This window comes from Pseudazoarcus pumilus (assembly GCF_002872475.1).
GTDB classification, from domain to species: Bacteria; Pseudomonadota; Gammaproteobacteria; order Burkholderiales; family Rhodocyclaceae; genus Pseudazoarcus; species Pseudazoarcus pumilus.
Genome location: NZ_CP025682.1, coordinates 1,867,828 through 1,893,089, shown reverse-complemented (window position 1 = coordinate 1,893,089; position 25,262 = coordinate 1,867,828). Strand labels below are relative to the sequence as shown.

General features: G+C 66.3%; 23 protein-coding genes. 11 read left to right on the top strand and 12 right to left on the bottom strand.

Annotated features, from left to right (window positions below; all coding sequences use genetic code 11):
• The first annotated feature begins 139 nt into the window (after positions 1-139).
• Genes C0099_RS09095 through C0099_RS09085 form a run of 3 tightly spaced genes read left to right on the top strand, consistent with a single transcriptional unit; the run spans position 140 to position 2,818 of the window.
• Positions 140-904, top strand: a complete 765-nt coding sequence (locus tag C0099_RS09095) for a hypothetical protein (protein WP_102247145.1) — start codon at positions 140-142, stop codon at positions 902-904.
• An 8-nt stretch (positions 905-912) separates the two neighbouring features.
• Positions 913-1,458 carry a YaeQ family protein gene (locus tag C0099_RS09090; protein ID WP_102247144.1) on the top strand — a complete coding sequence of 182 codons (546 nt, stop codon included), beginning with the start codon at positions 913-915 and terminating at the stop codon, positions 1,456-1,458.
• Positions 1,459-1,492: 34 nt separating this feature from the next.
• Positions 1,493-2,818 carry a hemolysin family protein gene (locus C0099_RS09085; RefSeq protein ID WP_228151561.1) on the top strand — a complete coding sequence of 442 codons (1,326 nt, stop codon included), beginning with the start codon at positions 1,493-1,495 and terminating at the stop codon, positions 2,816-2,818.
• Here the strand turns inward: C0099_RS09085 and C0099_RS09080 are convergent.
• Genes C0099_RS09080 through C0099_RS09070 form a run of 3 tightly spaced genes read right to left on the bottom strand, consistent with a single transcriptional unit; the run spans position 2,802 to position 4,829 of the window.
• Positions 2,802-3,407 carry a DUF938 domain-containing protein gene (locus tag C0099_RS09080; RefSeq protein ID WP_102247143.1) on the bottom strand — a complete coding sequence of 202 codons (606 nt, stop codon included), beginning with the start codon at positions 3,405-3,407 and terminating at the stop codon, positions 2,802-2,804. The two genes, C0099_RS09085 and C0099_RS09080, sit on opposite strands and share 17 nt — an antisense overlap.
• Positions 3,408-3,414: 7 nt before the next feature.
• Complete coding sequence (locus C0099_RS09075; protein ID WP_102247142.1) at positions 3,415-4,266, bottom strand: class I SAM-dependent methyltransferase; 852 nt, start codon at positions 4,264-4,266, stop codon at positions 3,415-3,417.
• Positions 4,263-4,829, bottom strand: a complete 567-nt coding sequence (locus C0099_RS09070) for a DUF1415 domain-containing protein (RefSeq protein ID WP_102247141.1) — start codon at positions 4,827-4,829, stop codon at positions 4,263-4,265. The genes C0099_RS09075 and C0099_RS09070 overlap by 4 nt, the downstream gene beginning before the upstream one ends.
• 79 nt (positions 4,830-4,908) lie before the next feature.
• Between C0099_RS09070 and ylqF the strand changes: the two genes are divergently transcribed.
• A complete protein-coding gene (gene ylqF, locus C0099_RS09065) occupies positions 4,909-5,808 on the top strand; it encodes a ribosome biogenesis GTPase YlqF (RefSeq protein WP_102248447.1) in 900 nt (299 codons plus the stop codon).
• 60 nt (positions 5,809-5,868) lie between these two features.
• On the opposite strand, the gene C0099_RS09060 is transcribed toward ylqF, so the two are convergent.
• The gene (locus tag C0099_RS09060; protein ID WP_102247140.1) at positions 5,869-6,891 is read right to left on the bottom strand and encodes a Fe(3+) ABC transporter substrate-binding protein; all 1,023 of its coding nucleotides are present in this window, start codon (positions 6,889-6,891) and stop codon (positions 5,869-5,871) included.
• A gap of 123 nt (positions 6,892-7,014) precedes the next feature.
• Here C0099_RS09060 and C0099_RS09055 point away from each other — a divergent pair, with 123 nt between their 5' ends.
• The gene (locus C0099_RS09055) at positions 7,015-7,353 is read left to right on the top strand and encodes a DUF2325 domain-containing protein (RefSeq protein WP_102247139.1); all 339 of its coding nucleotides are present in this window, start codon (positions 7,015-7,017) and stop codon (positions 7,351-7,353) included.
• Between the two features lie 21 nt (positions 7,354-7,374).
• Here the strand turns inward: C0099_RS09055 and C0099_RS09050 are convergent, their stop codons facing one another.
• The 4 genes from C0099_RS09050 to C0099_RS09035 are packed head-to-tail and all read right to left on the bottom strand — an operon-like array spanning position 7,375 to position 11,820.
• A complete protein-coding gene (locus tag C0099_RS09050; protein ID WP_102247138.1) occupies positions 7,375-7,986 on the bottom strand; it encodes a 3'-5' exonuclease family protein in 612 nt (203 codons plus the stop codon).
• Entirely contained in the window at positions 7,983-9,875 is a 1,893-nt protein-coding gene (locus C0099_RS09045) for a DUF294 nucleotidyltransferase-like domain-containing protein (RefSeq protein WP_173768951.1), read from the bottom strand. The genes C0099_RS09050 and C0099_RS09045 overlap by 4 nt, the downstream gene beginning before the upstream one ends.
• A 23-nt stretch (positions 9,876-9,898) precedes the next feature.
• Positions 9,899-11,314 (bottom strand): PhoH family protein, encoded by a 1,416-nt coding sequence (locus C0099_RS09040; RefSeq protein WP_102247137.1) that lies wholly within the window; start codon positions 11,312-11,314, stop codon positions 9,899-9,901.
• 41 nt (positions 11,315-11,355) lie between these two features.
• Positions 11,356-11,820: a peroxiredoxin gene (locus tag C0099_RS09035; RefSeq protein ID WP_102247136.1), complete on the bottom strand. Its 465-nt coding sequence runs from the start codon at positions 11,818-11,820 to the stop codon at positions 11,356-11,358.
• A gap of 134 nt (positions 11,821-11,954) precedes the next feature.
• On the opposite strand from C0099_RS09035, the gene C0099_RS09030 reads away from it, so the two are divergent.
• From C0099_RS09030 to thrC, 6 genes are all read left to right on the top strand, one after another.
• Positions 11,955-12,749 carry an undecaprenyl-diphosphate phosphatase gene (locus tag C0099_RS09030; protein WP_102247135.1) on the top strand — a complete coding sequence of 265 codons (795 nt, stop codon included), beginning with the start codon at positions 11,955-11,957 and terminating at the stop codon, positions 12,747-12,749.
• 139 nt (positions 12,750-12,888) lie between these two features.
• A complete protein-coding gene (locus tag C0099_RS09025; protein WP_102247134.1) occupies positions 12,889-14,187 on the top strand; it encodes a pyridoxal phosphate-dependent aminotransferase in 1,299 nt (432 codons plus the stop codon).
• A gap of 38 nt (positions 14,188-14,225) precedes the next feature.
• On the top strand, positions 14,226-15,536 hold the full coding sequence (locus tag C0099_RS09020) for a homoserine dehydrogenase (RefSeq protein ID WP_102247133.1): 1,311 nt from the start codon (positions 14,226-14,228) through the stop codon (positions 15,534-15,536).
• A gap of 278 nt (positions 15,537-15,814) precedes the next feature.
• Positions 15,815-17,125: a cation:proton antiporter gene (locus tag C0099_RS09015; RefSeq protein ID WP_102247132.1), complete on the top strand. Its 1,311-nt coding sequence runs from the start codon at positions 15,815-15,817 to the stop codon at positions 17,123-17,125.
• Between the two features lie 187 nt (positions 17,126-17,312).
• Positions 17,313-18,386, top strand: a complete 1,074-nt coding sequence (locus C0099_RS09010; protein WP_102247131.1) for a DUF3080 domain-containing protein — start codon at positions 17,313-17,315, stop codon at positions 18,384-18,386.
• Positions 18,387-18,460: 74 nt separating this feature from the next.
• Complete coding sequence (thrC, locus tag C0099_RS09005) at positions 18,461-19,894, top strand: threonine synthase (RefSeq protein ID WP_102247130.1); 1,434 nt, start codon at positions 18,461-18,463, stop codon at positions 19,892-19,894.
• Between the two features lie 88 nt (positions 19,895-19,982).
• Here the strand turns inward: thrC and nadC are convergent, their stop codons facing one another.
• The 4 genes from nadC to C0099_RS08985 all read right to left on the bottom strand — a co-directional run bounded on the left by nadC (position 19,983) and on the right by C0099_RS08985 (position 25,262).
• Positions 19,983-20,831 (bottom strand): carboxylating nicotinate-nucleotide diphosphorylase, encoded by an 849-nt coding sequence (gene nadC / locus C0099_RS09000; protein ID WP_102247129.1) that lies wholly within the window; start codon positions 20,829-20,831, stop codon positions 19,983-19,985.
• 53 nt (positions 20,832-20,884) lie between these two features.
• Positions 20,885-22,402 (bottom strand): NAD(P)H-hydrate dehydratase, encoded by a 1,518-nt coding sequence (locus C0099_RS08995; RefSeq protein ID WP_102247128.1) that lies wholly within the window; start codon positions 22,400-22,402, stop codon positions 20,885-20,887.
• A gap of 62 nt (positions 22,403-22,464) precedes the next feature.
• A complete protein-coding gene (locus C0099_RS08990; protein WP_102247127.1) occupies positions 22,465-24,000 on the bottom strand; it encodes a SpoVR family protein in 1,536 nt (511 codons plus the stop codon).
• Positions 23,997-25,262, bottom strand: coding sequence for a YeaH/YhbH family protein (locus C0099_RS08985; RefSeq protein ID WP_102247126.1), 1,266 nt, complete (start codon positions 25,260-25,262; stop codon positions 23,997-23,999). Before C0099_RS08985 ends, C0099_RS08990 begins: the two co-directional genes overlap by 4 nt.

The following is a 25,262-nucleotide window of genomic DNA, read 5'->3' as shown; positions in this document are numbered from 1 at the left end:
GCACTCGGTGGCTGCGGTCTTTCATTGTGGCAGGCGGGGGAGCGTACTCAAACCGCGCGTTCTGCGTGGTCTTGCGCAATCGAGCGTTTGCCCCGGCCGGCCGCGACCGGCACAATCGCGCCTTTTCGCAGGAAAGCGCATGGGTACGACTGCCGAGCACGCCATCCCGCCCGACGAACTTGCCGCACTCGCACCGCGCGAGGTGCAGGTGCGCGGTGCGCGCATGGCGCAGGACGCGTTCGCGCAGGTGTTCCGCCTCAGCGTCGAGGGCGACGACGAGGCCGCACGTGTCGGCGTGGCGCAACTGGACGAGGCCCTGTCGAACTGGGCGCGGGCCGCTGATGACGACGAAGCGCGAGCGCTGCGCATGGCGATGCTGTTGAGCGGGCTGGATCAGTGGGGCGTGGCCTACAGCCGCGCCTTCGGTCTGCAGGCGATCCCGGCGCTGACGGCGCTGGTGGGTGGTCTGCGCACCGCACTCGACGCGCAGGCCGAGGCCCGTTTCGCGCGCCAGTTCGCGGCGATCGACGCGGGCGAGGGCAATGTCATCGACTTCAAGATCGAGACGCGTCGCAGCGTGCACCTGGCGCTGTGGCACGCCATGATCGCCTGCGACGAACGCGAGGAGGCCGAGCGCATCGCGCAGGCGCTGGGAGGCATCCTGGTGGGCGTGGTGCAGGCGATGCCGCAGCTGGGCTGGCGTCTGGTGGCTGATGCTTTGTCGAACATGCAGATCCGCTGCCTGGCCGACAGCCTGGCCACCGAAGGACTCGCGCGCGAGACCAACGAGGCGCTGTTCGCGGCGCTGGCGCGCGAACTGCCCGAATCCACGCGTGATCTCGTCTTTGCGCATTCGGCCGAGGCCGTGCGTACCTGGATGCAGTCCGGCCGCAGCATTCACTAGGGCACACGATGGCACTCAAGGCAAGCATCCACAAGGCCGAACTGACGATCTCCGACATGGATCGCGGTTACTACGCCACGCACGCGCTGACCATCGCACGCCATCCCTCGGAGACCGAGGAGCGCATGATGGTGCGACTGGTCGCCTTCGCGCTGTTCGCCGAGGAGCGGCTGGAGTTCGGCAAGGGTCTGTGCGTCGACGATGAGCCCGACCTGTGGCTGCGCGACCTGACCGGCGACGTGTTGCGCTGGATCGACGTCGGCCAGCCTGACGAGAAGTGGATTCGCAAGGCCTGCGGTCGTGCCGACGCGGTCGTGGTGCTCAGCTACGGACGCGCGGCCGACATCTGGTGGAGCGGCATCGCGAACAAGCTCGGTCGACAGGACAAACTCACGGTGCTGAACCTCGATCCGGGCGTGCCGCCGGCGCTGGCCGCAATGACCGATCGCGGCATGCGATTGCAATGCACCCTGCAGGACGGCGAACTGTGGGTAACCGACGGCGCGCGCACCGTGCACGTCGTGCCGCAGACGCTGATGGCCCCGCGCGGCTAGAATAGCCGGGTTGCCGGCGCAGGATGTCGGTGTCTTGGAGTCACGCCGCGTGGAGATCGCCAGCCAGTTGTTGCTGATCGGGCTGCTCATCGTCGTGAGCGCCTGGCTGTCCATATCCGAGATCGCACTCGCCGCCTCGCGCAAGATCCGTCTGCGGATGCTCGCCCAGCAGGGCAGTACCGCCGCCGAGGACGTGCTGCGCCTGCAGGAGAACCCCGGGCACTTCTTCACCGTCGTGCAGATCGGGCTCAACGCCGTGGCGATTCTCGGCGGCATCCTCGGCGAATCGGTACTCGCGCCGGCTTTCGCAGAGCTCATCGGTGTGGTCTATGCGGGCCAATACCTCGCGGCCGCCAGTTCGGTGCTTGCCTTCGTGCTGGTCACCTCGGCCTTCGTGCTGCTCGCCGACCTGATTCCCAAGCGCCTGGCGATGAACGCGCCCGAGCGTGTCGCCGTGATCGTGGTCGGGCCGATGCGCACCATGGTCAAGGTGTTCATGCCGGCAGTGTGGCTCTTCGACGGTTTTGCGAACTGGATCTTCCGCGTGCTGGGGCTGCCCAGCGTGCGGCCCGAGGACATCACCTCGGAGGAGATCGTCGCGATGGCCGATGCCGGCGCGCAGGCCGGTGCGCTGTTGCGCCAGGAGCACCAGCTCATCGCCAACGTGTTCGAGCTCGACGAGCGTACGGTCACGTCCGCCATGACGGCACGCGACAGCGTGGTGTTCTTCACTCTCGACGAGAGCGAGGAGCACATCCGCGAAAAGCTCGTGCAGTCGCCGCACGGCAAGTTTCCGGTGTGCGAGGGCGGCATCGACACCGTGGTGGGTTACGTCGAATCCAAGGAGTTGTTCGCGCGGGTGCTCGCCGGCAAGAAGCTCTCCCTGATCGCCGACCCGCAGATGCACGAGGCGCTGGTGCTGCCCGACACGCTGACGCTGTTCGAGGCGCTGGAGCGTTTCCGCGCGGCGCGCGAGGATTTCGCGCTGATCGTCAACGAATACGCGCTGATCGTCGGCCTGCTCACGCTGCAGGACGTCATGAACACGGTGATGGGCGAGCTGGGCAGCAATGTCGTCGAGGAACTCATCGTGCGGCGCGACGACGCTTCCTGGCTGATCGATGGCGTCACGCCGGTCGAGGACGTGATGGCCGCGCTGGGCATCGATACCTTCGAGGACGCCGAGAACTACGAGACCATCGCCGGCTTCATGATGTACCGCCTGCGCAAGGTCCCCAAGCGCACCGACAAGGTCGAGTTCGCCGGATTTCGCTTCGAGGTGGTCGACATCGACAACTACCGCATCGACCAGTTGCTGGTCACTCGCATCGCGGACGCGACCGTCACTCAGTGGAACTGATGCGCCGCCACATCAGGCAGCGGTTGTTGGCGGGCATGGCGCGGTCTTCGACCAGCTTCAGGCCCAGGTCTTGCGCCAACGCATCGACGGCCTCGAAATCACGGATTGCGCGGTGTGGCACGGCAGCCTGCAGCGAGGCTTCGAAGGCGGCGTTGCTGTCGCTGGTGTGGCGCCCTTCGTAACGGAACGGACCGTAGATCGCGAGCACGGCATCCGCTGCAAGCACCCCTGCGAGATTGGCGAAGAAGGTTTCGACCTCGGGCCAGCTCATGATGTGCAAGGTGTTGGCCGAGAACACGGCGTCGAAACGCTGCGAAGGCCAGTCTCCGGTGACGTCCAGTTCCAGTGGCGGCGGGGTATTGGGCAGGCGCGCATGGGACAGCCAGGAAACCACGCCCGGAAGGTTCTCGGCGCGATCCGAGGTTTGCCAGACCAGATGCGGCAGATTGGCGGCGAAATGCACCGCGTGCTGGCCGGTGCCGCTGCCGATTTCGAGCACCTGTTTACGGTCGGCGAAGTGCTCGCGCAACACCGAGAGGATGGGTTCCTTGTTGCGCTCGCAGGCGGGAGCGAAGGGGCGTTCGGTCATTGCGTTCTCAGTAGATGAAGCGCTCGTGCAGGTCGGCGAGATTCAGCTCGTCGAGGATGGCCTCGGCGCGCTCGCGCGCGTTGCCGCGCGGGCGGCTGGTGGCGCGCGCGACGATCAGTTCGTTCTTCATCGAGTGCTCCCAGCCCACCAGCTCGGTGACAGACAGCGAATAGCCGTGCGCTTCGAGCAGCAGACAGCGCAGCACGTTGGTGATCTGGCTGCCGAACTCGCGCGTGTGGATGGGATGGCGCCAGATCTCGGACAGCGGCGTGCGCCCGAAGCTCTCGTTCTTGTGCTGACGCATTACGCTCGCGACCTCGGCCTGACAGCACGGCACCAGCACGATGAAGCGCGCCTTCTTCGCCAGCGCGAAGCGGATGGCATCATCCGTGGCGGTGTTGCAGGCGTGCAGCGCCGTGACGATGTCGACCTGCGCGGGAAGTTCGGTCGAGGCGATGGATTGCTCGACGGTGAGATCGAGAAACGACATGCGGCCGAAGCCCAGCCTCGCGGCGAGTTCGCGCGAACTGGCGACCAGTTCGGGGCGGCTCTCGATGCCGTAGACATGGCCGGCTTCGCGCGACTTCAGGAACAGGTCATAGAGAATGAAGCCCAGATACGACTTGCCCGCGCCGTGGTCGACCAGCGACAGGTCGCCGCGCGCCTCGAACACCTCGTTCATCAGCGGCTCGATGAAGCGGTAGAGGTGATAGACCTGCTTGAGCTTGCGCCGCGAGTCCTGGTTGAGCTTGGCGTCGCGGGTCAGGATGTGCAGCTGCTGCAGCAGTTCGACGGACTGGCCGGGCCGGACTTCGGGCGGAAGTTCAGTCCTTGCGGACGGTTTCTGTTTGCGGTTCATTCTTCTTTCGCGGGGCCGATGCCTAGCGCATCCCACCCGGTCTTTCCAAGCTTTTCCATGGTCTCGATGTTGCGCTCGAAGATGACGTCGGGGTCATCCGGGAAATGCGCCAGCGCACCTTCGATGCTGGCCTCGCGCAGCAGATGCAGCGTGGGGTAGGGCGCGCGGTTGGTGTAGTTGCTGATGTCGTCGGCTTCTGTATCGGCGAAGCGAAACTGCGGGTGAAAGCTCGCGACCTGTAGCACGCCTTCCAGATCGTGTTCCTCGACCGCTTCCTCGGCGATGCCGACGATGTCGTTGAAGGTCTCGAAGTCGTCGAACATCGTGGGGTGAATCAGCAGCGTCGTGTCCACTGCCTGCGGATCGGCGGTGGCGAGGAAATCCAGCTCCTCGTCGAGTTGTTGCAGGAAGGCGTCGACATGGCGCGCGTCGCTGACGACGAAGCGGACGCGCTCGGCGGCAACCACGGACTTGGCGAAGGGGCACAGGTTCAGGCCGATCACGGCCTGTTCCAGCCAGTGGCGCATCGCGGTGATGACCGCGTCGGGGTTGGGTGTGTTCATGCGCGCATTTTACGCGGGCGGTTCGCGTCGTGCCGCGCGATCGGCGATAATCGCGGCTTTCCCGCAAGAGCAGCTTCCGATGCCGATCCAGTGGTTCCCCGGTCACATGACCTCGGCGCGCCGAAATGCCTCAGAAACGATGGCGCGCACCGACCTGGTCATCGAGGTCGTCGATGCGCGCATTCCCGAGGCGAGCTGCAACCCGATGATTGGCGAGCTGCGCCGCTTTCGTCAGCGCCCCTGTCTGAAGATCCTCAACAAGGCCGATCTGGCCGATCCCGCGGCGACCAAGGCCTGGCTGGCCTACTTCAACGCGCAGGAAGGCGTCACCGCGGTGGCGCTCTCGTGCAAGAATCCGGGCGACGTGGCGCGCGTGCCGGCGATGTGCCAGCGCCTCGCGCCGCATCGCAGCGACGGCACGCGGCTGTTGCGCATCATGATCATGGGCATTCCCAACGTCGGCAAGTCGACGCTGATGAACGCACTGCTCAAGCGCAAGGTGGCCAAGGTCGGTGACGAGCCGGCGGTCACCAAGTCGCAGCAGACGCTCGATTTCGGCAGCCACATGACGCTCACCGACACGCCGGGCATGATGTGGCCCAAGATCGACCACGACTCCGACGGATTCATGCTCGCCGCCTGCCACGCCATCGGCCGAAATGCGGTGATCGACGAGGAAGTCGCGGAGTTTCTCGCCGGCGTGCTGCTCTCGCGCTATCCGCAGGCGCTGGCCAATCGCTACAAGCTCGACCCGGCAAAGACTGATGCCTGGGGTGTGGTGGAGGAGGTCGGCCGGCGCCGTGGCTGCCTGGTGAAGGGCGGCGGCATGGACTTGGAGAAGGCCGCGCAGATCCTGCTCAATGATTTTCGTGCCGGAGCGCTGGGTCGGATCAGCCTGGAAACGCCGGACTCACGTGCCGCGATGCTCGCCGAAGCATCGCGGCGTGTGGTCGACAACGCCGCGGCCAGCGACGACTGAAGTGCGCGCAAATGAAAAACGCCAGCCTTCGGGCTGGCGTTTTGCTTGCTGGCGACCGGATCAGCGATAGCCGGCGCGGTCGAAGATCTTCTGCGCTTCGGGCACGTTCTTCGCGAGCTCGGCGACCGGCATGTCGTCGGCCTTGAAGCTGCCGAGCGTGTCGAGCGCGTGGTTCTCGATCTTCACGCTGGGCACGGTCGGCCACTCGTTGTTGCCGTTGGCGAAGTAGCGCTGGGCGGCATCCGAAGTCAGGTACTCGAGGAACTTCTTGGCGGCCTCCTTGTTCGGCGCGTGCTTGAGCACGCCGGCGCCGGAGACGTTGACGTGCGTGCCCCAGCTGTCCTGGTTGGGCCACACGAACTTGACCGACTCGACCACCTGCTTGTCCTGCTCTCGGTCGGAGTTCATCAGACGCGCGAAGTAGTAGCTGTTGGCGATCGCCACGCCGCATTCGCCCGCCGCGACGGCGCGGATCTGATCGGTGTCGCCACCGCGCGGGGAGCGCGCGAAGTTGGCGACGATGCCCTCAGCCCATTCCTCGGTCTTCTCGGCGCCGTGGTGATGGATCAGCGCTGCGCCCAGCGACAGGTTGTACGGGTGGGCGCCGGTACGCGTGCACACCTTGCCCTTGAGTTTCGGGTCGGCGAGCGACTCGTAGGTCTGCACGTCCTCGGCCTTGACCAGATCGGGGTTGTAGATGATCACGCGGGCACGGGTGGAGAAGGCCACCCAGGTGTCGGTGCGAAAGTGCGCAGGCACGCGCTCGTCGATCACGTCGGACTGGAACGGATCGAACAGGCCCATGCTGTCGGCGTTGCCCAGGCGGGAGGCGTCGACGGTGATGAAGATGTCGGCGGGGCTGTTCTCGCCTTCGTTCTTGATGCGCTCGATCAGCTCGGCTTCCTTGGCTTCGATGCGATTGACCTTGATCCCGGTCTGGCGCGTGAACTCGTCATAGAGCTGTTCGTCGGTCTGGTAGTGGCGCGCGGAATAGATGTTCAGTTCCTGATCGGCGCCCATCGCAGGGGCGGCCGAGATGCCTAGCGCGGCAAGCAGAGGAACGAGGAGGGTGCGTTTTTTCATGTCGTTCGGCCTTTTGTGAGTGATTGAAGGTCTGCGAATAGTAACGAGAGGAATTCGCAATTGCAACTTTACGCGTATCGCGATAATGTTAGTGCGAATCATTCGCAACCATGAGGCATGAATATGAACGCGCTTCTCGTCGGCGCCGATCGTCTTGGCAATATTCCCACCGTGCTCGACCGCTTCGGCATCCGTATCGCCCAGCACGTCAGCGGTCGCGACAGCTCGCATCAGCGTCGCAGTTCCCCTCTGCCTTCGGGGGTCGAGATCGTGATCCTGTTTACCGACTTCCTGGGCCACAACGTGATGAAGCGCTTTCGCGAGATGGCCAGTCGGGAAGGTGTGCGCCTGGTGTGCTGCCGGCGCTCGGTGTGTGCGCTGGAACAGGCCCTGGGGCGCAGCATTGCGCAGGCACGCTGTGGTGGGTGTGGCGATGACGGCTGCGGGCGGCGCGCACACTGAGACGCGAAGGTTCGCGGGACTTCAGCGCATCGCGACTTCGCGCAGCGAAGCTTCGAGATCGGCGAGCGCGTGGGCCGTGAGGCGGCCCTCGGCGCGAGCCCGCGAGTGTACGGAGAGCAGCAGTTTGGCCAGTACCCAGGCATCGCCGAGTGCGTGAAAACGCTGGAAGGTGCCGATGTCGAGGGCGTCCATCCAGCGTGCCAGCCGGGTCGGTCTGACGTAGACCTCGCCGAAGAGCGCAGGCAACAGCCAGTAAAGATCCAGCCAGAGCCAATCGGGGCGCAGGTCGAGATGCTCGTCGAGAGCGCGCTCGATGAGTCTGCGGTTGAGTTCGGCGTTGAAGATCACGACGGGTCCGCCCGCGGTGAACTCGACCAGTTTGGCCAATCCATTTGCAGGTTCGTCGTCGATCGCGCACATGAAGCTTGCGGTCGCGCCGATGCGCCCGTCTTCGACCGCGATTGCGGCGATCGACTGCAGGCGGGCGTCGTCGGCATTGAGTTCGCTCGCTCGGGTGTTGAGCACCACATAGCGCGTTTCGGCGTGGGGCAGGTCGAGGTCGATCGCGCGCTGCGCGGCATCGGCCGGGGAAGGTCGGCGCCGCAGCTGCAGCAGTCGGGAGAGCCAGTTCATAGCTGGTAGTCGAGCTTGAGCCGCAACTGCAGCTTGCGCGCCTGACGGAACGCTTCCTTGAGGATGCGACGATCGAGTTCGTTGAGCTGGTCGGGGCGCACGCAATTGTCGCCGGGTGCATCGTGTTCGGTTTCGAGGTGCTGCGAGCGCAGGCGCAGCAACTGGATGAAGTGGAAGCCATCGAGCATCGCGGCAATCTCCTCGGCGCGCATGCCGATCTGCGCGCCGGCCTGACGCAGGCGCTCGGCGGTGCTGCTGGCGCGTACGCCGCAGCGCAGCGCGAGGATGCGCGCGGCGTCGACGAAGATGCGCGCCCCCGATTTTTTCAGGTCGATGGTGCCGTCGGACGCGAGCGTGAAATCGCGAAAGCGCCCCAGTGGTGGCGTGGCCTTGAGCGCGTTCTCGGCCATCAAACGCAGAAAGGTCAGGTTCTTTCTCGCCGTGGCGTCGAGCCAGTCGCGCAGCTCCTCGCCCCACGCCGCCTGGCCGGCGAGCACGCGGAAATCGAAGAAGATCGACGCGTTGAGCAGGGCCTGCGGCTGCGGTTCGCGAATCCATTTGGCGAAGCGCTGCTTCCATTCGTCCAGCGTCAGGCACAGCTCCGGGTTGCTGGCCATGATGTTGCCGGTGCACAGCGGAAAGCCGCAGCGCGCGAGCTGTTCGTTGACGTCGCGGGCGAAGGCCAGCAGGCGTTTGCGCAGCGCATCCGGGGCTTCACGCTGCGGTGTGGCGAAGATCAGGCCGTTGTCCTGGTCGGTCGACAGCGTCTGCTCGTGGCGGCCTTCGGAACCGAAGGCGAGCCAGGCATAGTCGAGATCTTCGAGACCGTGGCGCTCCAGCCCGAGTTCGATGATGCGGCGCGTGAGTGCGTCGTTGAGCGCCGAGATGAACTGCGTGAGCTGTTCGGCGGCGACGCCCTGGGCGACGAGGTTGAGCGCGAGCTGGCGGATGTCGCGCGCGGCGCGCTCCAGGGTGTCGATCTCGCGTGCGCCGTCGATGCTGGCGCGGATCTGGCGCAGGCTGGTGCGTTGCAGCGAGAACAGGTCACGCTCGGACACCACGCCCTGCGCGTGTCCGCGGCTGTCGGTCACGACCAGGTGCTGGATGCCGTGGGTGGCCATGGTCAACGCCGCGTCGTAGGCGCTGGCGCTGCTGGAAGCGGTCTTCGGATCGGGCGTCATCACCGTGTCCACCGGTGCCGCGAGGTCGGCCCCGGCGAGCACGATGCGCGGGATCACGTCGCTTTGCGTGAGAATGCCGAGCGGTTCGCGTTGCGGCCCGACGACGACCATGCAGCCCACGCGTTCGTCGTTCATGCGCTGCAGTACGTCGCGTGTGGGGGTATCGGGCGCGACACTGACCAACTCATGGGCGAGCAGTTGCGCCAGGGGTGTGGTCATGGTGCGCTGCTCGGAGGCGCGCTGGCCGAAACTCGCCTGCAGCTGCGCGCGCGACTGGCCGAGCAGACTGGCGATGTGACGCGTGCAGAACAGGTGGAATTCCGGGCTCATGCGCATCAGCGCGAGAAAGTCGCGTGCGGGCAGCGCATAGACGTAGCTGTCCTCGATCGCGGTGTAGGTATTGGTGCTCGCGCGGTCGGCCGCGATCGCGCCGATCGGGAAACACTCGCCGGGACCCAGCGCGATCTCGGCCTCGCCGGGCGCGGTGCCTTCCTGGCGTGCCTGCACGCTGCCGCGCTCGATGATGTGGAAAAAACGCGGCACGCCCATGCCGGGGGTCAGAATCTCGGCGCCGGCCGGGTAGTGCGCCAGTTCGATGCGTTCGGACAGGAAGGTCAGCGCGTCCGCCTGCATGGCGTCGAACGGCGCGAAGCGACGCAGGAAGTCGAGATTGGCGCTGACCAGCAGTTGCGGGGCGGTCTCTTCCACTGCGTCCTCCCGGGTGTGTGCGGCTACAAGACCTCGGCCGCGTGATCGGCCAGGCGCGAGCGCTCGCCGCGCTGCAAGGTGATGTGGCCCGAGTGTGCCCAGCCCTTGAAGCGGTCGACGACGAAGGTCAGGCCGGAACTGCCTTCGGTGAGATACGGCGTGTCGATCTGCGCGATGTTGCCCAGACACACCACCTTGGTGCCGGGGCCGGCGCGCGTGATCAGCGTCTTCATCTGCTTGGGCGTGAGGTTCTGCGCCTCGTCGATGATCAGGAACTTGTTGATGAAGGTGCGCCCGCGCATGAAGTTCAGGCTCTTGATCTTGATGCGGCTGCGGATCAGGTCGCGCGTGGCCGCACGGCCCCACTCGCCGCCCTCGCCGGTGGTGCCGTTGAGCACGTCGAGGTTGTCTTCCAGCGCGCCCATCCACGGCGCCATCTTCTCTTCCTCGGTGCCGGGCAGGAAGCCGATGTCCTCGCCGACCGGCACCGTCACGCGGGTCATGATGATCTCGGAGAAGCGCTTGGTGTCGAGCACCTGGGTGAGCGCGGCGGCGAGCGTGAGCAGGGTCTTGCCGGTGCCGGCCTGGCCGAGCAGCGTGACGAAGTCGATCTCCGGGTCGAGCAGCAGGTTGAGGGCGAAATTCTGTTCGCGGTTGCGCGCGGTGATGCCCCACACGCTGTTCTTGCTGTGGCTGTAGTCGGTCAGCGTCTCGATGAGCACGCTCTTGGCCTGCTTTTCGCGCACCCAGACCTGCAGCGGGCTGTCGCCGTCCTGCCAGAGGAATTCGTTGAGCAGCAGGTCGGCCGCGAGCGGGCCGCTCAGGCGGTAGCGCGTATGGCCTTCCTCCTTCCACGATTCCATGCCCTTGGCGTGCGTGTCCCAGAAGTCGGCGGGCAGTTCGCGCGCTCCGGAATACAGCAGGTCGCTGTCTTCGAGCACCTTGTCGTTGAAGTAGTCCTGTGCCTCGATGCCCAGCGCGCGCGCCTTGATGCGCATGTTGATGTCTTTCGACACCAGGATCACCGGCCGGTCCGGGTGCGTTTCGGCCAGGTGCATCACTACGGCGAGGATCTGGTTGTCGCCCTTGACCGTGGGCAGCGCTTCGGGCAACTGGAAGTTGATCGCGTCGGCCTGCAGGAACAGCTTGCCGCTGGCCTGGCCATGCGAAGGACCGTCGAGATCGATGCCGTCGCGGATGCCGTCCTCGCTCGACGAGACGATCTCGTCCATCGTGCGGCTGGCCTGGCGCGCGTTGCGCGCGACCTCCGACATGCCCTTCTTGTTCGAATCGAGTTCCTCGAGGGTCATCATGGGCACGTAGATGTCGTGCTCCTCGAAGCGGAACAGGCTGGTCGGGTCGTGCATCAGCACGTTGGTGTCGAGGACGAAGAGCTTGCTCCCGCCGTTGGCGGACTTGCGGTTGGCGCGTCGGGTCATTCTCGGGTTCTCTCGGGCGAAGCCCAGTATCTAAGGGAGGGTCAGAGGGTCTGGGCCAGGGCGAGCACCGCCTGCGCATGGCCGGGCACCTTCACGCCGCGCCACGCCTGCGCGATGTTGCCCTCGGCGTCGATCAGGAAGGTGGAGCGCTCGATGCCACGCACCTGCTTGCCGTACATGTTCTTGAGGCGGATCACGTCGAAGGCGCCGCAGGCGATTTCGTCCGCGTCGCTGATCAGTTCGAAGGGCAGGCCCAGCTTCTCCTTGAAGCGTTCGTGCGACTTCATGCCGTCGCGCGAGATGCCGAAGACGGTGCAGCCGGCCTTGACGAAGTCTGCATGCAGATCGCGGAAGTCGGCGCTCTCGTTGGTGCAGCCGGGGGTGTTGTCCTTGGGGTAGAAGTACAGCACGACCTTGCTGCCCTTGAGTTCGGACAGGGTCACGGTGTGGCCTCCGGTGGCGGGCAGGGAAAAGTCGGGGGCCGCAATCGGGCTGGTATCGGTCATCGCATGGCCTCGTGTCTGGATCGTTGTGCCAGCGTAGCGGACATTCGCTGCGATTGACAATCACCGCCGCCGCGCGGGCGTGCGATGCAATCGGCTATCATGCCCGCCTTCGCTGCCCGTCAGGCCCTCGTCCCGTGGACATCCTGCAGACCCTGGTGCTGGCGCTCGTGCAGGGCGTCACCGAATTCCTGCCGATCTCCAGTTCCGCTCACCTGATCCTGGTGCCGGTGCTCACCGGCTGGCCCGACCAGGGCCTGGCCTTCGACGTGGCCGTGCATCTGGGAACGCTCGCTGCGGTCGTGGTGTATTTCCGTCACGAACTGGTGCGCATGGCGGTCGCCGGCCTGGGCTCGCTGCGCGGGCGCCGGGATGCGGATTCCCGGCTAGCCTGGGCGGTGGTGCTGGGCACCTTGCCGGTGGTGTTCTTCGGCTTGATCGGAAAATCCTTCATCGAGACCGAACTGCGCGGGCCCATCGTCATCGCGCTCACCGCCATCGTCTTCGGTCTGGTGTTGTGGTGGGCCGACGCACGCGGCGCACGCTGCCGCGACGAGTTCTCGATCGGCTGGCGCGAGGCCCTGATCGTGGGCTTTGCGCAGGCGCTGGCGCTGATTCCCGGTACTTCGCGCTCGGGCATCACGATCACCGCCGGCCTGATGCTGGGCCTCACGCGCGAGGCTGCCGCGCGCTTTTCCTTCCTGTTGTCGATCCCGACCCTGCTCGCCTCGAACGTGCTCGTGGGGCGCGATCTGCTCGCCTCCGAGGCGCCCGTAGACTGGATGGGGCTGGCACTCGGCGCGCTCGTCGCGGGCGTGTCGGCCTACGCCTGCATCCGGGTGTTCATTGCACTGCTGGCGCGCACCGGGATGCTGCCCTACGTGATCTATCGTTTGGTGCTCGGCGTCGTGCTGTTGTGGGTGTTCTGGTAGTCGCGGTTCTCGAGCGCGCGTTTGCGCCGCGAAATTGCCGCAATGCAGCGCGTTCGGTACCATGGAAACCTTTTTCCCGGCTCGCTCGACCGCTCGTCGATGTGGCCGGGTGGCGACAACTCTCCCGAGGACGGGCCAGATGACTGTGACCAGCAAACTCACGCTCGCGCCGGTTTCGCCTGCAGTGGCCGATGCGGACGACGCACCGGCGATTCCGCGCATCCGCAAGTCGTCCAAGCTCGCCGATGTCTGCTACGACATCCGCGGGCCGGTGCTCGCCCGCGCCAAGCAGATGGAAGACGAGGGCCACCGCATCATCAAGCTCAACATCGGCAACCTCGCGCCTTTCGGTTTCGAGGCACCCGAGGAGATCGTCGTCGACGTCATCCACAATCTGCGCGAAGCCTCCGGCTATTCGGAGTCCAAGGGGCTCTTCTCGGCGCGCAAGGCGGTGATGCACTACACGCAGCAAAAGCGCATCGCCGGGGTTGGCATCGAGGACATCTACATCGGCAACGGCGCGTCCGAACTGATCGTGATGTCGATGCAGGCGCTGCTCAACAACGGTGACGAGGTCCTCGTTCCGGCGCCCGACTATCCGCTGTGGACCGCGGCCGTGAGTCTGGCTGGCGGCAAGCCGCAGCACTACCTGTGCGACGAGCAGGCGCACTGGTACCCGGACATGGACGACATCCGCGCCAAGATCACGCCGAACACGCGCGCCATCGTCGTCATCAACCCCAACAACCCGACCGGCGCGCTGTACCCGGACGCGGTGCTGCGCGAACTCGTGGACATCGCGCGCGAGCATCAGCTCGTGGTGTTCGCCGACGAGATCTACGACAAGACGCTGTACGACGGCGCGACCCACACCTCGATCGCCTCTCTGGCCGACGACGTGCTGTTCGTGACCTTCAACGGACTGTCGAAGAACTACCGCGCCTGCGGCTATCGTGCGGGCTGGATGGTGGTCTCGGGCGAGAAGCGTCACGCCCAGGACTACATCGAGGGCCTGACGATTCTCGCCTCGATGCGCCTGTGCTCGAACGTGCCCGGTCAGTGGGCCATCCAGACCGCGCTGGGCGGCTATCAGAGCATCGAGGAGCTGATCGCGCCGGACGGGCGGCTGACGCGTCAGCGCGATCTCGCCTATGATCTGCTCACGGCGATCCCCGGCGTATCCTGCGTCAAGCCGGCCGCGGCGCTGTACCTGTTCCCACGGCTCGACCCCAAGATGTATCCGATCGAGGACGACCAGCAGTTCATCTTCGAACTGCTCGAGGAAGAACGCGTGCTGTTGGTGCAGGGCACGGGCTTCAACTGGCCCACGCCGGACCACTTCCGGCTGGTGTTCCTGCCGCACGAGGATGATTTGCACGACGCCATCGGGCGCATCGCACGCTTTCTCGACCAGTATCGCCGACGCCACGCTGCCTGAGCAGCCGCGTCGACAGCCAACCTTTTCCGAATGCGAACATGAAACCAATCAACGTAGGCCTTCTCGGTATCGGCACCGTCGGCGGTGGCACTTTCGAGGTGCTGCGCCGCAACGAGGAAGAGATCACGCGGCGCGCCGGCCGGCCGATCCGCATCAGCGTCATCGCCGACAAGAACGTCGAGCACGCCCGCAGCGTGGCGGGCGACAGCGTGCGCATCACCGACGACGCCTTCGCGGTGATCGCCGACCCGGACGTGGACATCGTCGTCGAACTCATTGGCGGCTACGGCGTGGCGCGCGAGCTCATGCTCGGTGCGATCGCCAACGGCAAGCACGTGGTCACGGCCAACAAGGCCTTGCTCGCGATGCACGGCAACGAGATCTTCGAGGCGGCGCGACGCAAGGGCGTGATGGTGGCCTTCGAGGCGGCCGTGGCCGGCGGCATTCCGATCATCAAGGCGCTGCGCGAGGGCCTCTCGGCCAACCGCATCGAATGGTTCGCCGGCATCATCAACGGCACGACCAACTTCATCCTGTCGGAGATGCGCGACAAGGGTCTGGCCTTCGCCGACGTGTTGCTCGAGGCGCAGATGCTCGGCTACGCCGAGGCCGATCCGACCTTCGACATCGAGGGGGTGGATGCCGCGCACAAGGCGACCATCATGAGCGCCATCGCCTTCGGCATTCCGATGCAGTTCGGCGCCGCCCACGTCGAAGGCATTTCCAACCTGCAGAGCATCGACATCGCCTACGCGGGCCAGCTCGGCTACCGCATCAAGCTGCTGGGCATCGCACGTCGCCGCCCGGAAGGGGTGGAACTGCGCGTGCATCCGACGCTGATTCCCAAGGATCGCCTGCTCGCCAACGTCGAGGGGCCGATGAACGCCATCCTCGTGCACGGTGACGCGGTCGGCCCGACCATGTATTACGGCCCGGGCGCCGGCGCCGAGCCGACCGCCAGCGCGGTGATCGCCGACCTGGTCGATGTCACGCGACTGCACACCGCTGATCCGGAGCACCGTGTGCCCCACCTGGCCTTCCAGTCGGATCAGGTGCTCGACGTCAAGGTGCTGCCGATCGAGGACGTGGTCACCTCCTACTACCTGCGCCTGCGCGTCGACGACAAGCCTGGCGTGCTCGCCGAGATCACGCGCATCCTCGCCGACAGCAACATCTCGATCGAGGCGATGATCCAGCGCCAGGCCGAGGAAGGCGAATCGCGTACCGACATCATCATGCTCACCCACCGCACCCTGGAGCGCAACGCCAACGCCGCGCTGCGCCAGATCGAGGCGCTCGACGTGGTGCGCGGCGACATTACCAAGCTGCGCATGGAAAGCCTGCAGTAGATCACGCCGTTCGTTCCAGACGCGAGGCCGCGACCATCGTCGCGGCCTCGCGCGTTTACGCCTGCGCGCGCTGCATGCGCCGGGAGGCGTCGCGGCGACGCATCAGACCACGACATGCGTGCTGAAACTCATGCGATGTCGCTACCGCAACGAGTTTTCACACGTTGATACCGGACTCGCGTGCACGGCATGGGAGGATGCGCGGCGTCGCCCGCATGTGATCGCCCCGCGTCTTCGGGAGGTCGCCGCGGCCGTTTCACCTCTTTCGGGATGGCTTCATGAGTATCGGTATCGCAGGCTGGTTTCTTCTGCTGGGTGGCATGCTGCTGGTGATGGGTTTGCTCGCGCCTTTCATGCGCACAGTGCCGTTTACGCCGGCGATCGTGTATCTGACCGTGGGTCTGATCCTCGGCCCCAGCCTGTTCGGCGTGTTTCACTTCAATCCCTTCAAGCAGTCCCAGTTGCTGGAAGTGCTGACCGAGGTGGCGGTGCTCGTCGCGCTGTTCTCGGCCGGCATCAAGATGCCCGCGCCGGTGAGCTGGCGCCGCTGGCGCACCCCTTTTCTGCTCGCCTTCCTGTCGATGGCGCTGACGGTGGCGCTGATCGCCGCCTTCGGCTACTACCTGTTGGCGATGCCGCTGGGTCTGGCGGTGCTGCTCGGGGCGATTCTGGCGCCCACCGACCCGGTGCTGGCGAGCGACATCCAGGTGCGCCAGCCCGGCGATCACGACCGCCTGCGCTTCAACCTCACCTGCGAGGCGGGGATGAACGATGGCACGGCCTTCCCGTTCGCCATGCTCGGTCTCGGCCTGCTGGGGCTGCACGAACTGGGCGACGCCGGGGTGCGCTGGGTGCTCCTCGACGTCTTGTGGGCGAGTATCGGCGGCATCCTCATCGGCGTGATCGGTGGCATCGGGGTTGGCTGGGCGGCATCGCGTCTGCGTCAGGCGCGCCCCGACTGGAGCGGGTCGGACGATTTTCTCGGGCTGGGCATGATCGGCGTGATCTTCGGTTTGAGCACGCTCGTCGGTGCCGGGGGCTTTCTGGCGGTGTTCTTCGCCGCGGTCGCGCTGCGCCAGACCGAGTTGCGGCTGGCCGGCCTGGTGCCTCTTGCGAGCCAGGACGGTGACGAGGCCGGCGCAGTCGAGCCGCCGCAAGTGGGGATCGGGGCGCTGGTCTACAAGGAACACCTCGAGCGCCTGTCGGAAGTCGCGCTGGTGCTGCTGCTGGGAGGCATGTTGTTCATGGACTCGTGGAGCTGGGCGGCGGTGGGACTGGCGCTGTTCGTCTTCTTCGTGGTGCGACCGCTGAGCGTGCTCGCGGGCCTGGGGCTGACGCGCACGCCGATGCGCATGCGTCTGATGGTGGGATGGTTCGGCGTGCGCGGCATCGGTTCGATGTACTACCTGATGTATGCCATCAACCAGGGCTTGCCGCAGGAAATGTCGCTGCAGCTCATCCACCTGACTCTGGTGGTGGTGACCTTGTCCATCGTGCTTCACGGGATCAGTGCCAAACCGCTGATCCGGCGTTTCTGGCGCGATAGCGACACGATGTTGCGCGAATCGGGAGCGATGCAGAGGGCGTAGTCCGAAGCCGGGCCGGCTGCAGCGTTCGAAGGCACGCCAAGGGCTGCGCAGCCTTTCTGCGCTGCGTCGGCGGGCCACTTGTCGGGCAGCCGATCCGGCAGATAATGCGTGCACCCGCCACGAACGCCGGGCAGCGTGCCGCGGTCAATGCGGTTGAAGCCTCCCTGTCGGCAATTGGCCGGTCGCCATGTCTCGTCGTGCAATCTTCCCTGCTGCGCTGGTCTTGTTCGGTGTATTGCTGGCCGGCTGCGATCCGTTCGCCTCGCCCGAGAGCCTGTTCGACGAATACGTCGAACGCACCGCACGCGTCCTCGACGAAGATGCGGTCGCCTCGCCGGTGCCCACGGCTCCCGCACTGCCGCGTCGGCGCGAGCGCGTGCGCGCGCTGCCTTCGCTGGATGTGGGCATGCTCGACTTCCTCAGCCTGTACGGTTGCGAGCTGCAGCATGTGATCGGAGAGCGTAACTCCATCATGGGCAAGGTCATGCATCCGGGGTCGCTGCTCGACTACGAACTGCGGTTCGTGCGCGCGGCCGAGGAGTGCGCGGACGAGATCGGCAGCGAGCGCCTGCGTGCACGACTGGCCGAGGTGGTCGCGATCAAGCGCGCAGCCTTGCCCGACGTGGCGTGGAACGCGATCTGGGGCAGCGAGGAGATCGAGCACCTGCTGACGCGTTCGCGCGGGTCGCTGGCGGTCGGCCACGATCGGGACATGGCTGGCACGATGGCGTCTGACCTGGCCGCGCTGGGCTCGGTCGTCGACGCCATTCACGAGGGGCGCACGGACCTGGACGTCGCCGCACTCGATGCGATGTACCAGCGCTGGCACTCGCGCGCGCTCGTCGGTCAGGCGGTGCGCGCGGCCTTGCTCGCCACGACGCGCCTCGAGGATGCCTCGCGCATCGTCGAGGCGCGCCTGGGCGAGCGGCCGGTATGTGCGGGTCCGCAACACCGTCCGCGCGCGGCCGAGAACATGCGCGGCATGTTCATGACGGTGTTCATCGGCCATGTGCAGCCCTATCTGGCCGATCTGGCGCGCGTGCGCAGAGAACTCGTCGAGCCGCTGGCGGGGCTGGCCGACATTGGCGAGACGTCGCGATCGCCTGCGGTGGTGGCCTACGCCGAGCAGGCGTTGGGCGACACCGCCGCCGACAGCGTGTGGGCCGGTTTCGACGCGGCCGTGGCGCGCCACGTCGAGGCCTGGCAGATGCTGCTGCAGCAGTGCGGCATGCGTCCGGGGCAGGGCGCGTCATCGGACTGAGCGATTGGACAGCGCCGGGCGCGGGCGGGATAATCACCGGCTGTCGTCGTTTGTCCGAACCCGAGGATTCCCGAGTGAAATACCTGTCCACGCGCGGCCAGCCCGCTGATCACGAATTCTGCGACATCCTGCTCGGCGGCCTTGCCCCGGACGGCGGCCTGTACCTGCCCGAGAGCTATCCGCAGGTCACGCGTGCCGAGCTCGATGCATGGCGCGTACTGTCCTATGCCGAACTGGCCTTCGCGGTGCTGTCGAAGTTCATCACCGACATCCCGGCCGACGATCTGCGCGCGATCTGCGCCAAGACCTATACGCCGCAGGTCTATCGCCATGTGCGCGGCGGCGAGGATGCGCGCGAGATCACGCCGCTGACCTGGCTCGAGCCCGGCCGCCTGGCCCTGCTGGAACTGTCCAACGGACCGACGCTGGCCTTCAAGGACATGGCGATGCAGTTGCTCGGCAATCTGTTCGAGTACGTGCTCGACAAGCGCGGAGAACAGATCAACATCCTCGGCGCGACCTCGGGCGACACCGGCTCGGCGGCCGAGTACGCGATGCGCGGCAAGCACCGCGTGCGCGTGTTCATGCTCTCGCCGCACGGACGCATGAGCGCCTTCCAGCGCGCGCAGATGTATTCGCTGGATGAAGCCAACATCTTCAACATCGCCGTCGAGGGCATGTTCGACGACGCCCAGGACATCGTGAAGGCGGTATCGAACGACGCCGCGTTCAAGGCGAAACATCGCATCGGCGCGGTCAATTCGATCAACTGGGCGCGCGTGGCGGCGCAGATCGTGTACTACTTCAAGGGCTATTTCGCCGCGACGAAGAGCAACGACGAAGAGATCGCCTTCTGCGTGCCCTCGGGCAACTTCGGCAACATCTGCGCCGGCCACATCGCGCGTCAGATGGGCCTGCCCATCGGCCGGCTGATTCTCGCGACCAACGAAAACGACGTGCTCGACGAATTCTTCCGCACGGGCGTGTATCGTCCGCGCCGCTCGGCCGAGACGCAGGTCACGTCGAGCCCCTCGATGGACATCTCCAAGGCCTCGAACTTCGAACGCTTCGTGTTCGATCTGGTCGGACGCGACCCGCGGGTGGTGGCTGACCTGTGGCGCAAGGTCGACGCCGGAGGCGCCTTCGACCTGAACGACACGCCTTACTTCGCACGCGTGCCCGAATTCGGTTTCGTCTCCGGCAGCAGCTCGCACGCCGACCGGCTCGCCACCATCCGCAAGGTGTGGGCTGACTACGGCGTGATGATCGACACCCACACGGCCGATGGCGTCAAGGTGGCGTGCGAAAACATGCCGGGCGACATGCCGGTGGTGGTGCTGGAGACCGCGCAGCCGGTGAAGTTCGCCGAGACCATCCGCGAGGCGCTCGGCCGAGAGCCGGACCGCCCCGCGGACTTCGACGGCATCGAGGATCTGCCGCAGCACGTCGAGGTGATGGCCCCCGACGTCGATGCGGTGAAGGAATTCATCGTCCGGCACATCGGCTGATGTGAACGCGCGTCAATGCAAAACGGCCACCCAGGGGTGGCCGTTTTGCATTGCGTTGATGGTCGGGATTCGCGATGGCCGTCCCGATCTATTCTTCCACGTGGCGCAGCGACAGGTCGATGGCGCGCACATCCTTGGTCAGTGCGCCGACCGAGATGCGGTGTACGCCGGTCTCCGCGATCTCGCGAACTCGCTCCAGGCTGACCCCGCCCGAGGCTTCGAGTTCGGCGCGCTCGCCGGTCAGCGCCACGGCATTGCGCATGGTCTCCGCGTCCATGTTGTCGAGCAGGATCATCGGCGCGCCGGCCTGCAAGGCTTCCTCGAGCTGACTCAGGTTCTCCACTTCGACTTCGATGAAGACGTCCGAAGGGGCGATCCGGCGCGCGCGTTCGAGCGCCGCCCGGATGCCGCCGGCGGCGAGGATGTGGTTTTCCTTGATGAGGATGCCGTCGTACAGGCCGATGCGGTGGTTGTAGCCGCCGCCGGTGGCCACGGCATACTTCTGCGCCAGGCGCAGGCCGGGCAGGGTCTTGCGGGTGTCGACGATTTTCGCGCGCGTGCCGGCGACGGCCTCGACGTAGCGTCGCGTGGTGGTCGCCGTGGCCGAGAGCAATTGCACGAAGTTCAGTGCCGTGCGCTCGGCGGTGAGCAGCACGCGCGCGCCGGCGACGATGTCGCACAGGGTCTGACCGGGCTCGAGCGCGTCGCCGTCGCGCACATGCCACAGCACGGTCGCGGTCGGGTCGAGGGCGGCGAAGGTCGCGTCGAACCAGGCCGCACCGCACAGCACGGCTGGCTCACGCGTGATCACGCGCCCGCGCGCGTCGGTGTCGGCGGCGATCAGGCAGGCGGTGAGGTCGCCGCCGCCGACGTCCTCGGCCAGCGCGGTGGCGACGTTGCGCTGGATCTCGATGCACAGAGGCTGATTGGAAATCATGGACGGTCCGGATGGGGCATGGGCCGATTCTATCAGTCCGTTACGGGGCGGCTTCATGCGGACTCCGGCAGCGGCGTCGCAGCCTGCACGATCCAGGCGTTGAAGACCGCACGCGCGGCGTCGATGACTTCGCCCGAGGTCAGGCCGATGGGGCCCACGCCCTCGCGCGCGAGGCGGTCGGCGGCCGCCCCATGCAGATGCACCGCGGCGATCAGCGCGGATTCCAGCGGCCAGTGTTGGGCGATCAGCGCGGTCACCAGTCCGGTGAGCACGTCGCCCATGCCGGCCGTGGCCATGCCGGGATGGCCGGTGCAGTTGATCCACCAGCGCTCGTCGGGCGCTGCGACGACCGTGCCGCAGCCCTTGAGCGCGATCAGCGCGTTGAAGCGGCGTGCCAGCCCGGCGGCCGCGCCGAGGCGGTCGGCCTGTACGCTGGCCGCGTCGCTGCCGAGCAGGCGCCCGGCCTCGGCCGGATGGGGTGTGAGGATGGTCGCTGCGCGACGGCCCGCGCAGATCTGCTCGAGGCGGTGGTCCTCGGCGATCAGGTTGAGCGCGTCGGCGTCGAGGATCAGCGGAATGTCGAGCGGCAGGGCGCGCTCCATCATGCGGCGTGCCTCGTCGGCCAGGCCCAGTCCGGGGCCGAGCGCGAGTACTCCGGCGGCGTCGAGCACCACGGCCGGCGCGCGCAGCATCAGTTCGGGCTGCATCAGGTCCACGGCCGGCGCATCGCGATCCATCATGCCGACGAAGATGCGTCCGGCGCCCAGTTTGAGGGCCGCGCGTCCGGCGAGCAGGGCGGCGCCGTTCATGCCGTTGGCGCCGCCGATGATGCCGGCGTCGCCGAAGCTGCCCTTGTGGGTGTTGAACGGGCGCGGTACGAGATGCTCGCGGAACATCGACGGTCGCAGCCGCTGGCCTTCGGCCGGGAGCAGGGCCTCGGGGTCGACATCGAGCGTGCGCACCGTGACCGCGCCGGCGTGGTCGGGTCCGTCGAGCGTGAGCAGCCCGGGCTTGAGCGCGATGAAACTGAGCGTATGCGTGGCGCGAAAGGCGCGGCCCAGGGAACGGCCGGTGTTGGCATCGAGCCCACTCGGGATGTCGATGGCCAGACGCGGGCCGGGCAGGGCGTTGAGCGTGTCGATCCAGTTCGTGTAGGGTGCCTCGAGCGGGCGCTGCAGGCCGATGCCGAAGAGCGCGTCGACCACCAGCGCCCAGCCTTCGGCCGGCGGGTCGGGCAGTTCGGACAGGGTCTCGCCACCGGCCTCGTGCCAGGCCTCGAGGGCGGCACGTGCGTCGGCTGGCAGGCGCTCGGTCTTGCCGGCGAAGGCCACGACGACCGGGCGGCGCGCCTGCAGCAGGCGCCGCGCCATGACGAAGCCGTCGCCGCCGTTGTTGCCCGGCCCGCAGGCGATCAGCACGGTGCCGGGCCGGTCCATGGTCAGACGCACGGCCTCCTCGGCGGCGACACGACCGGCACGCTCCATCAGCGTTGGGTCAGCCTGCGGCTTGGCGCGCTCTTCGATCGCGCGAATGCCGGAGACCGTGTAGATCGGTTCGGGGGGCGAGAACATGGGAACTCCGCTGCGCTAAGGCGCCGATTGTAAGCGATGCGGGCGAGTGCGCCGTGCGCGGATCAGGAGAAATCGGCCTCGCGCCGACGGTCGTGGCGAAGCTCCTGCAGCAGTTCGACGCTGCCGTGCTCGCGCTCGATTTCGAGGCGCACGGTGAAACCCCACAGACGCGCCACGTGCTTCATGACCTCGTCGGCCGAGCGCTCCAGCGGGCGATCGCGATATGGCGTGTAGCGCAGGGTCAGCGAGCGGTCGCCGCGCAGGTCCACCGAGTGCACCTGGATGTTGGGCTCGCGACTGCCCAGGTTGTACTGCTCGGACAGCAGGGCGCGCACATGGCGATAGCCCGCCTCGTCGTGGATGGCGGAAACCTGCAGCCGGTCGTCGTGCTCGTCGTCGAGTACCGCGAACAGGTGGAAGTCGCGCATCACCTTGGGCGAAAGATACTGCGCGACGAAGCTCTCGTCCTTGAAGTTGCGCATCGCGAAATCGAAGGTCTCGCGCCAGTCGCTGCCGGCGATGTCCGGGAACCACTCGCGGTCTTCGGCCGTGGGCTGCTCGCAGATGCGGCGGATGTCGGTCCACATCGCGAAGCCCAGCGCATAGGGGTTGATCCCGGAGAACCAGCGTTCTCGATAGGCGGGCTGGTAGACGACGTTGGTGTGCGACTGCAGGAATTCAAGCATGAAGGCGTCGCCGAGCAGGCCTTCGTCGTAGAGGCGGTTGAGCAGCGTGTAATGCCAGAACGTCGCCCAGCCCTCGTTCATGACCTGGGTCTGGCGCTGCGGGAAGAAGTACTGCGAGATCTTGCGCACGATGCGCACCACCTCGCGCTGCCAGGGTTCGAGTAGCGGCGCGTGCTTCTCGATGAAGTACAGCAGGTTCTCTTCGGGCTCGGGCGGGAAGCGCTGCGTGTCGCGTTCCTCGCGACGCACCTCGAACTGCGGCAGGGTGCGCCACAGTTCGTTGACCTGGGCCTGCAGGTACTCCGCGCGCTCGGACTGGCGCATCTTCTCCTTGGCGAGCGTGAGCTTCTGCGGACGGCGGTAGCGGTCCACGCCCAGGTTCATCAGCGCATGGCAGGAGTCGAGCAGCGCTTCGACCGCCGCGATGCCGTGGCGTTGTTCGCATTCGGCCAGGTAGTGGCGCGCGAACACCAGGTAGTCGATGATCGCGTCGGCATTGGTCCAGGTGCGGAACAGGTAGTTGCCCTTGAAGAAGCTGTTGTGGCCATAGGCGGCGTGGGCGATCACCAGCGCCTGCATGGTCAGGGTGTTCTCCTCCATCAGGTAGGCGATGCAGGGGTTGGAATTGATCACGATCTCGTAGGCCAGCCCCATCTGCCCGCGCCGGTAGCCGCGCTCGGTCGCCAGAAAGTGCTTGCCGAAGGACCAGTGGTGATAGTTGACCGGCATGCCGACCGAGGCGTAGGCGTCCATCATCTGCTCGGCGGTGATGATCTCGACCTGCACCGGGTAGGTATCCAGCCCGAATTCGCACGCCACGCGTGCGATCTCCTCGTGGTAGCGGTCGATGGCCTCGAAGCTCCATTCGGAAGTGTCGGGCAACGGGTCATGCGTCTTGTCGGCGACTTTCATACCAGGCTCTTCTTGAACAGTTCGCGGAACACCGGGTAGATCTGCGCAGGCTCCTCGATGCGCTGCATGGCGAAGTTCGGGTGGGCTTCGAGCAGCTTGGCATACTCGCGCCACAGGTTCTGCGGCTGGGCCGGCGTGATCTCGACGTAGGCGAAATACTGGCAGTGGGGCAGCACCGAGTTGCCCAGCACCTCGCGGCAGATGGGCGAGTCGTTGTCCCAGTTGTCGCCGTCCGAGGCCTGCGCGCCGTACACGTTCCAGCCGCCACCGGCATAGCGCTCGGCGACGATGTCGCGCATCAGGTTGAGCGCGCTCGAGACCACCGTGCCGCCGGACTCGCGCGAATGGAAGAAGTCGTCCTCGTCGACCTCGCGCGCGATCGTGTGGTGGCGGATGAAGACCACGTCGATCTCCTCGTAGCTGCGCGTCAGGAACAGATACAGCAGCATGAAGAAGCGCTTGGCCGTGGCCTTCTTCTCCTCGTCCATCGAGCCGGAGACGTCCATCAGGCAGAACATCACCGCGCGCGAGGTGGGCACCGGTTCGGGCACGCGGTTGTTGTAGCGCAGGTCGAAGCTGTCGATGAAGGGAATCGCCGCGACGCGGGCGCGCAGGGCGGCGATTTCCTCGCGCAGTTCGCGCGTCCGCTCGTCGTGCTCGCCGTACTGCGTGACGATCTCGTCGAGTTCGGCCTCCAGGCGACGAATGCGCGCGGCCAGCGGCGAACCCATCGCCAGGCGCCGCCCCAACGCGCCGCGCAGCGAACGAACGACATTGATGTTTGTGGGCGCGCCGTCGGTAGTGAAGCCGGCGCGCCGCGAACGGAAATCGGTGATGCGCGCCAACTCGGTGCGCACCAGGTTGGGCAGCTCGAGGTCGTCGAAGAAGATGTCGAGGAATTCCTCGCGCGAGAGCTGGAAGACGAAGTCGTCCTCGCCTTCGCCCTCGTTGCTGGCCTGGCTGCCGCCGCCTCCGCCGTCCTCGGACTGCGGCCGCGCGATGCGATCCCCTGTGTGGAACTGGTCGTTGCCGGGAAAGACCTTTTCCCACACGCCGCCGGCGCCATGTCGGAACTGCGGTTCGGACAGGTCGCGCGCCGGGATGGAGACCGCCTCGCCGTTGTCCAGATCGCGGATCGAGCGCTCCCCGATGGCGTCGTTGACCGCCTCGCGGATCTGGCGGCGGAAGCGGCGCAGGAAACGCTGGCGGTTGACCGCGCTCTTGTTCTTGCTGTCGAAACGACGGTCGATGATGCGGACCAT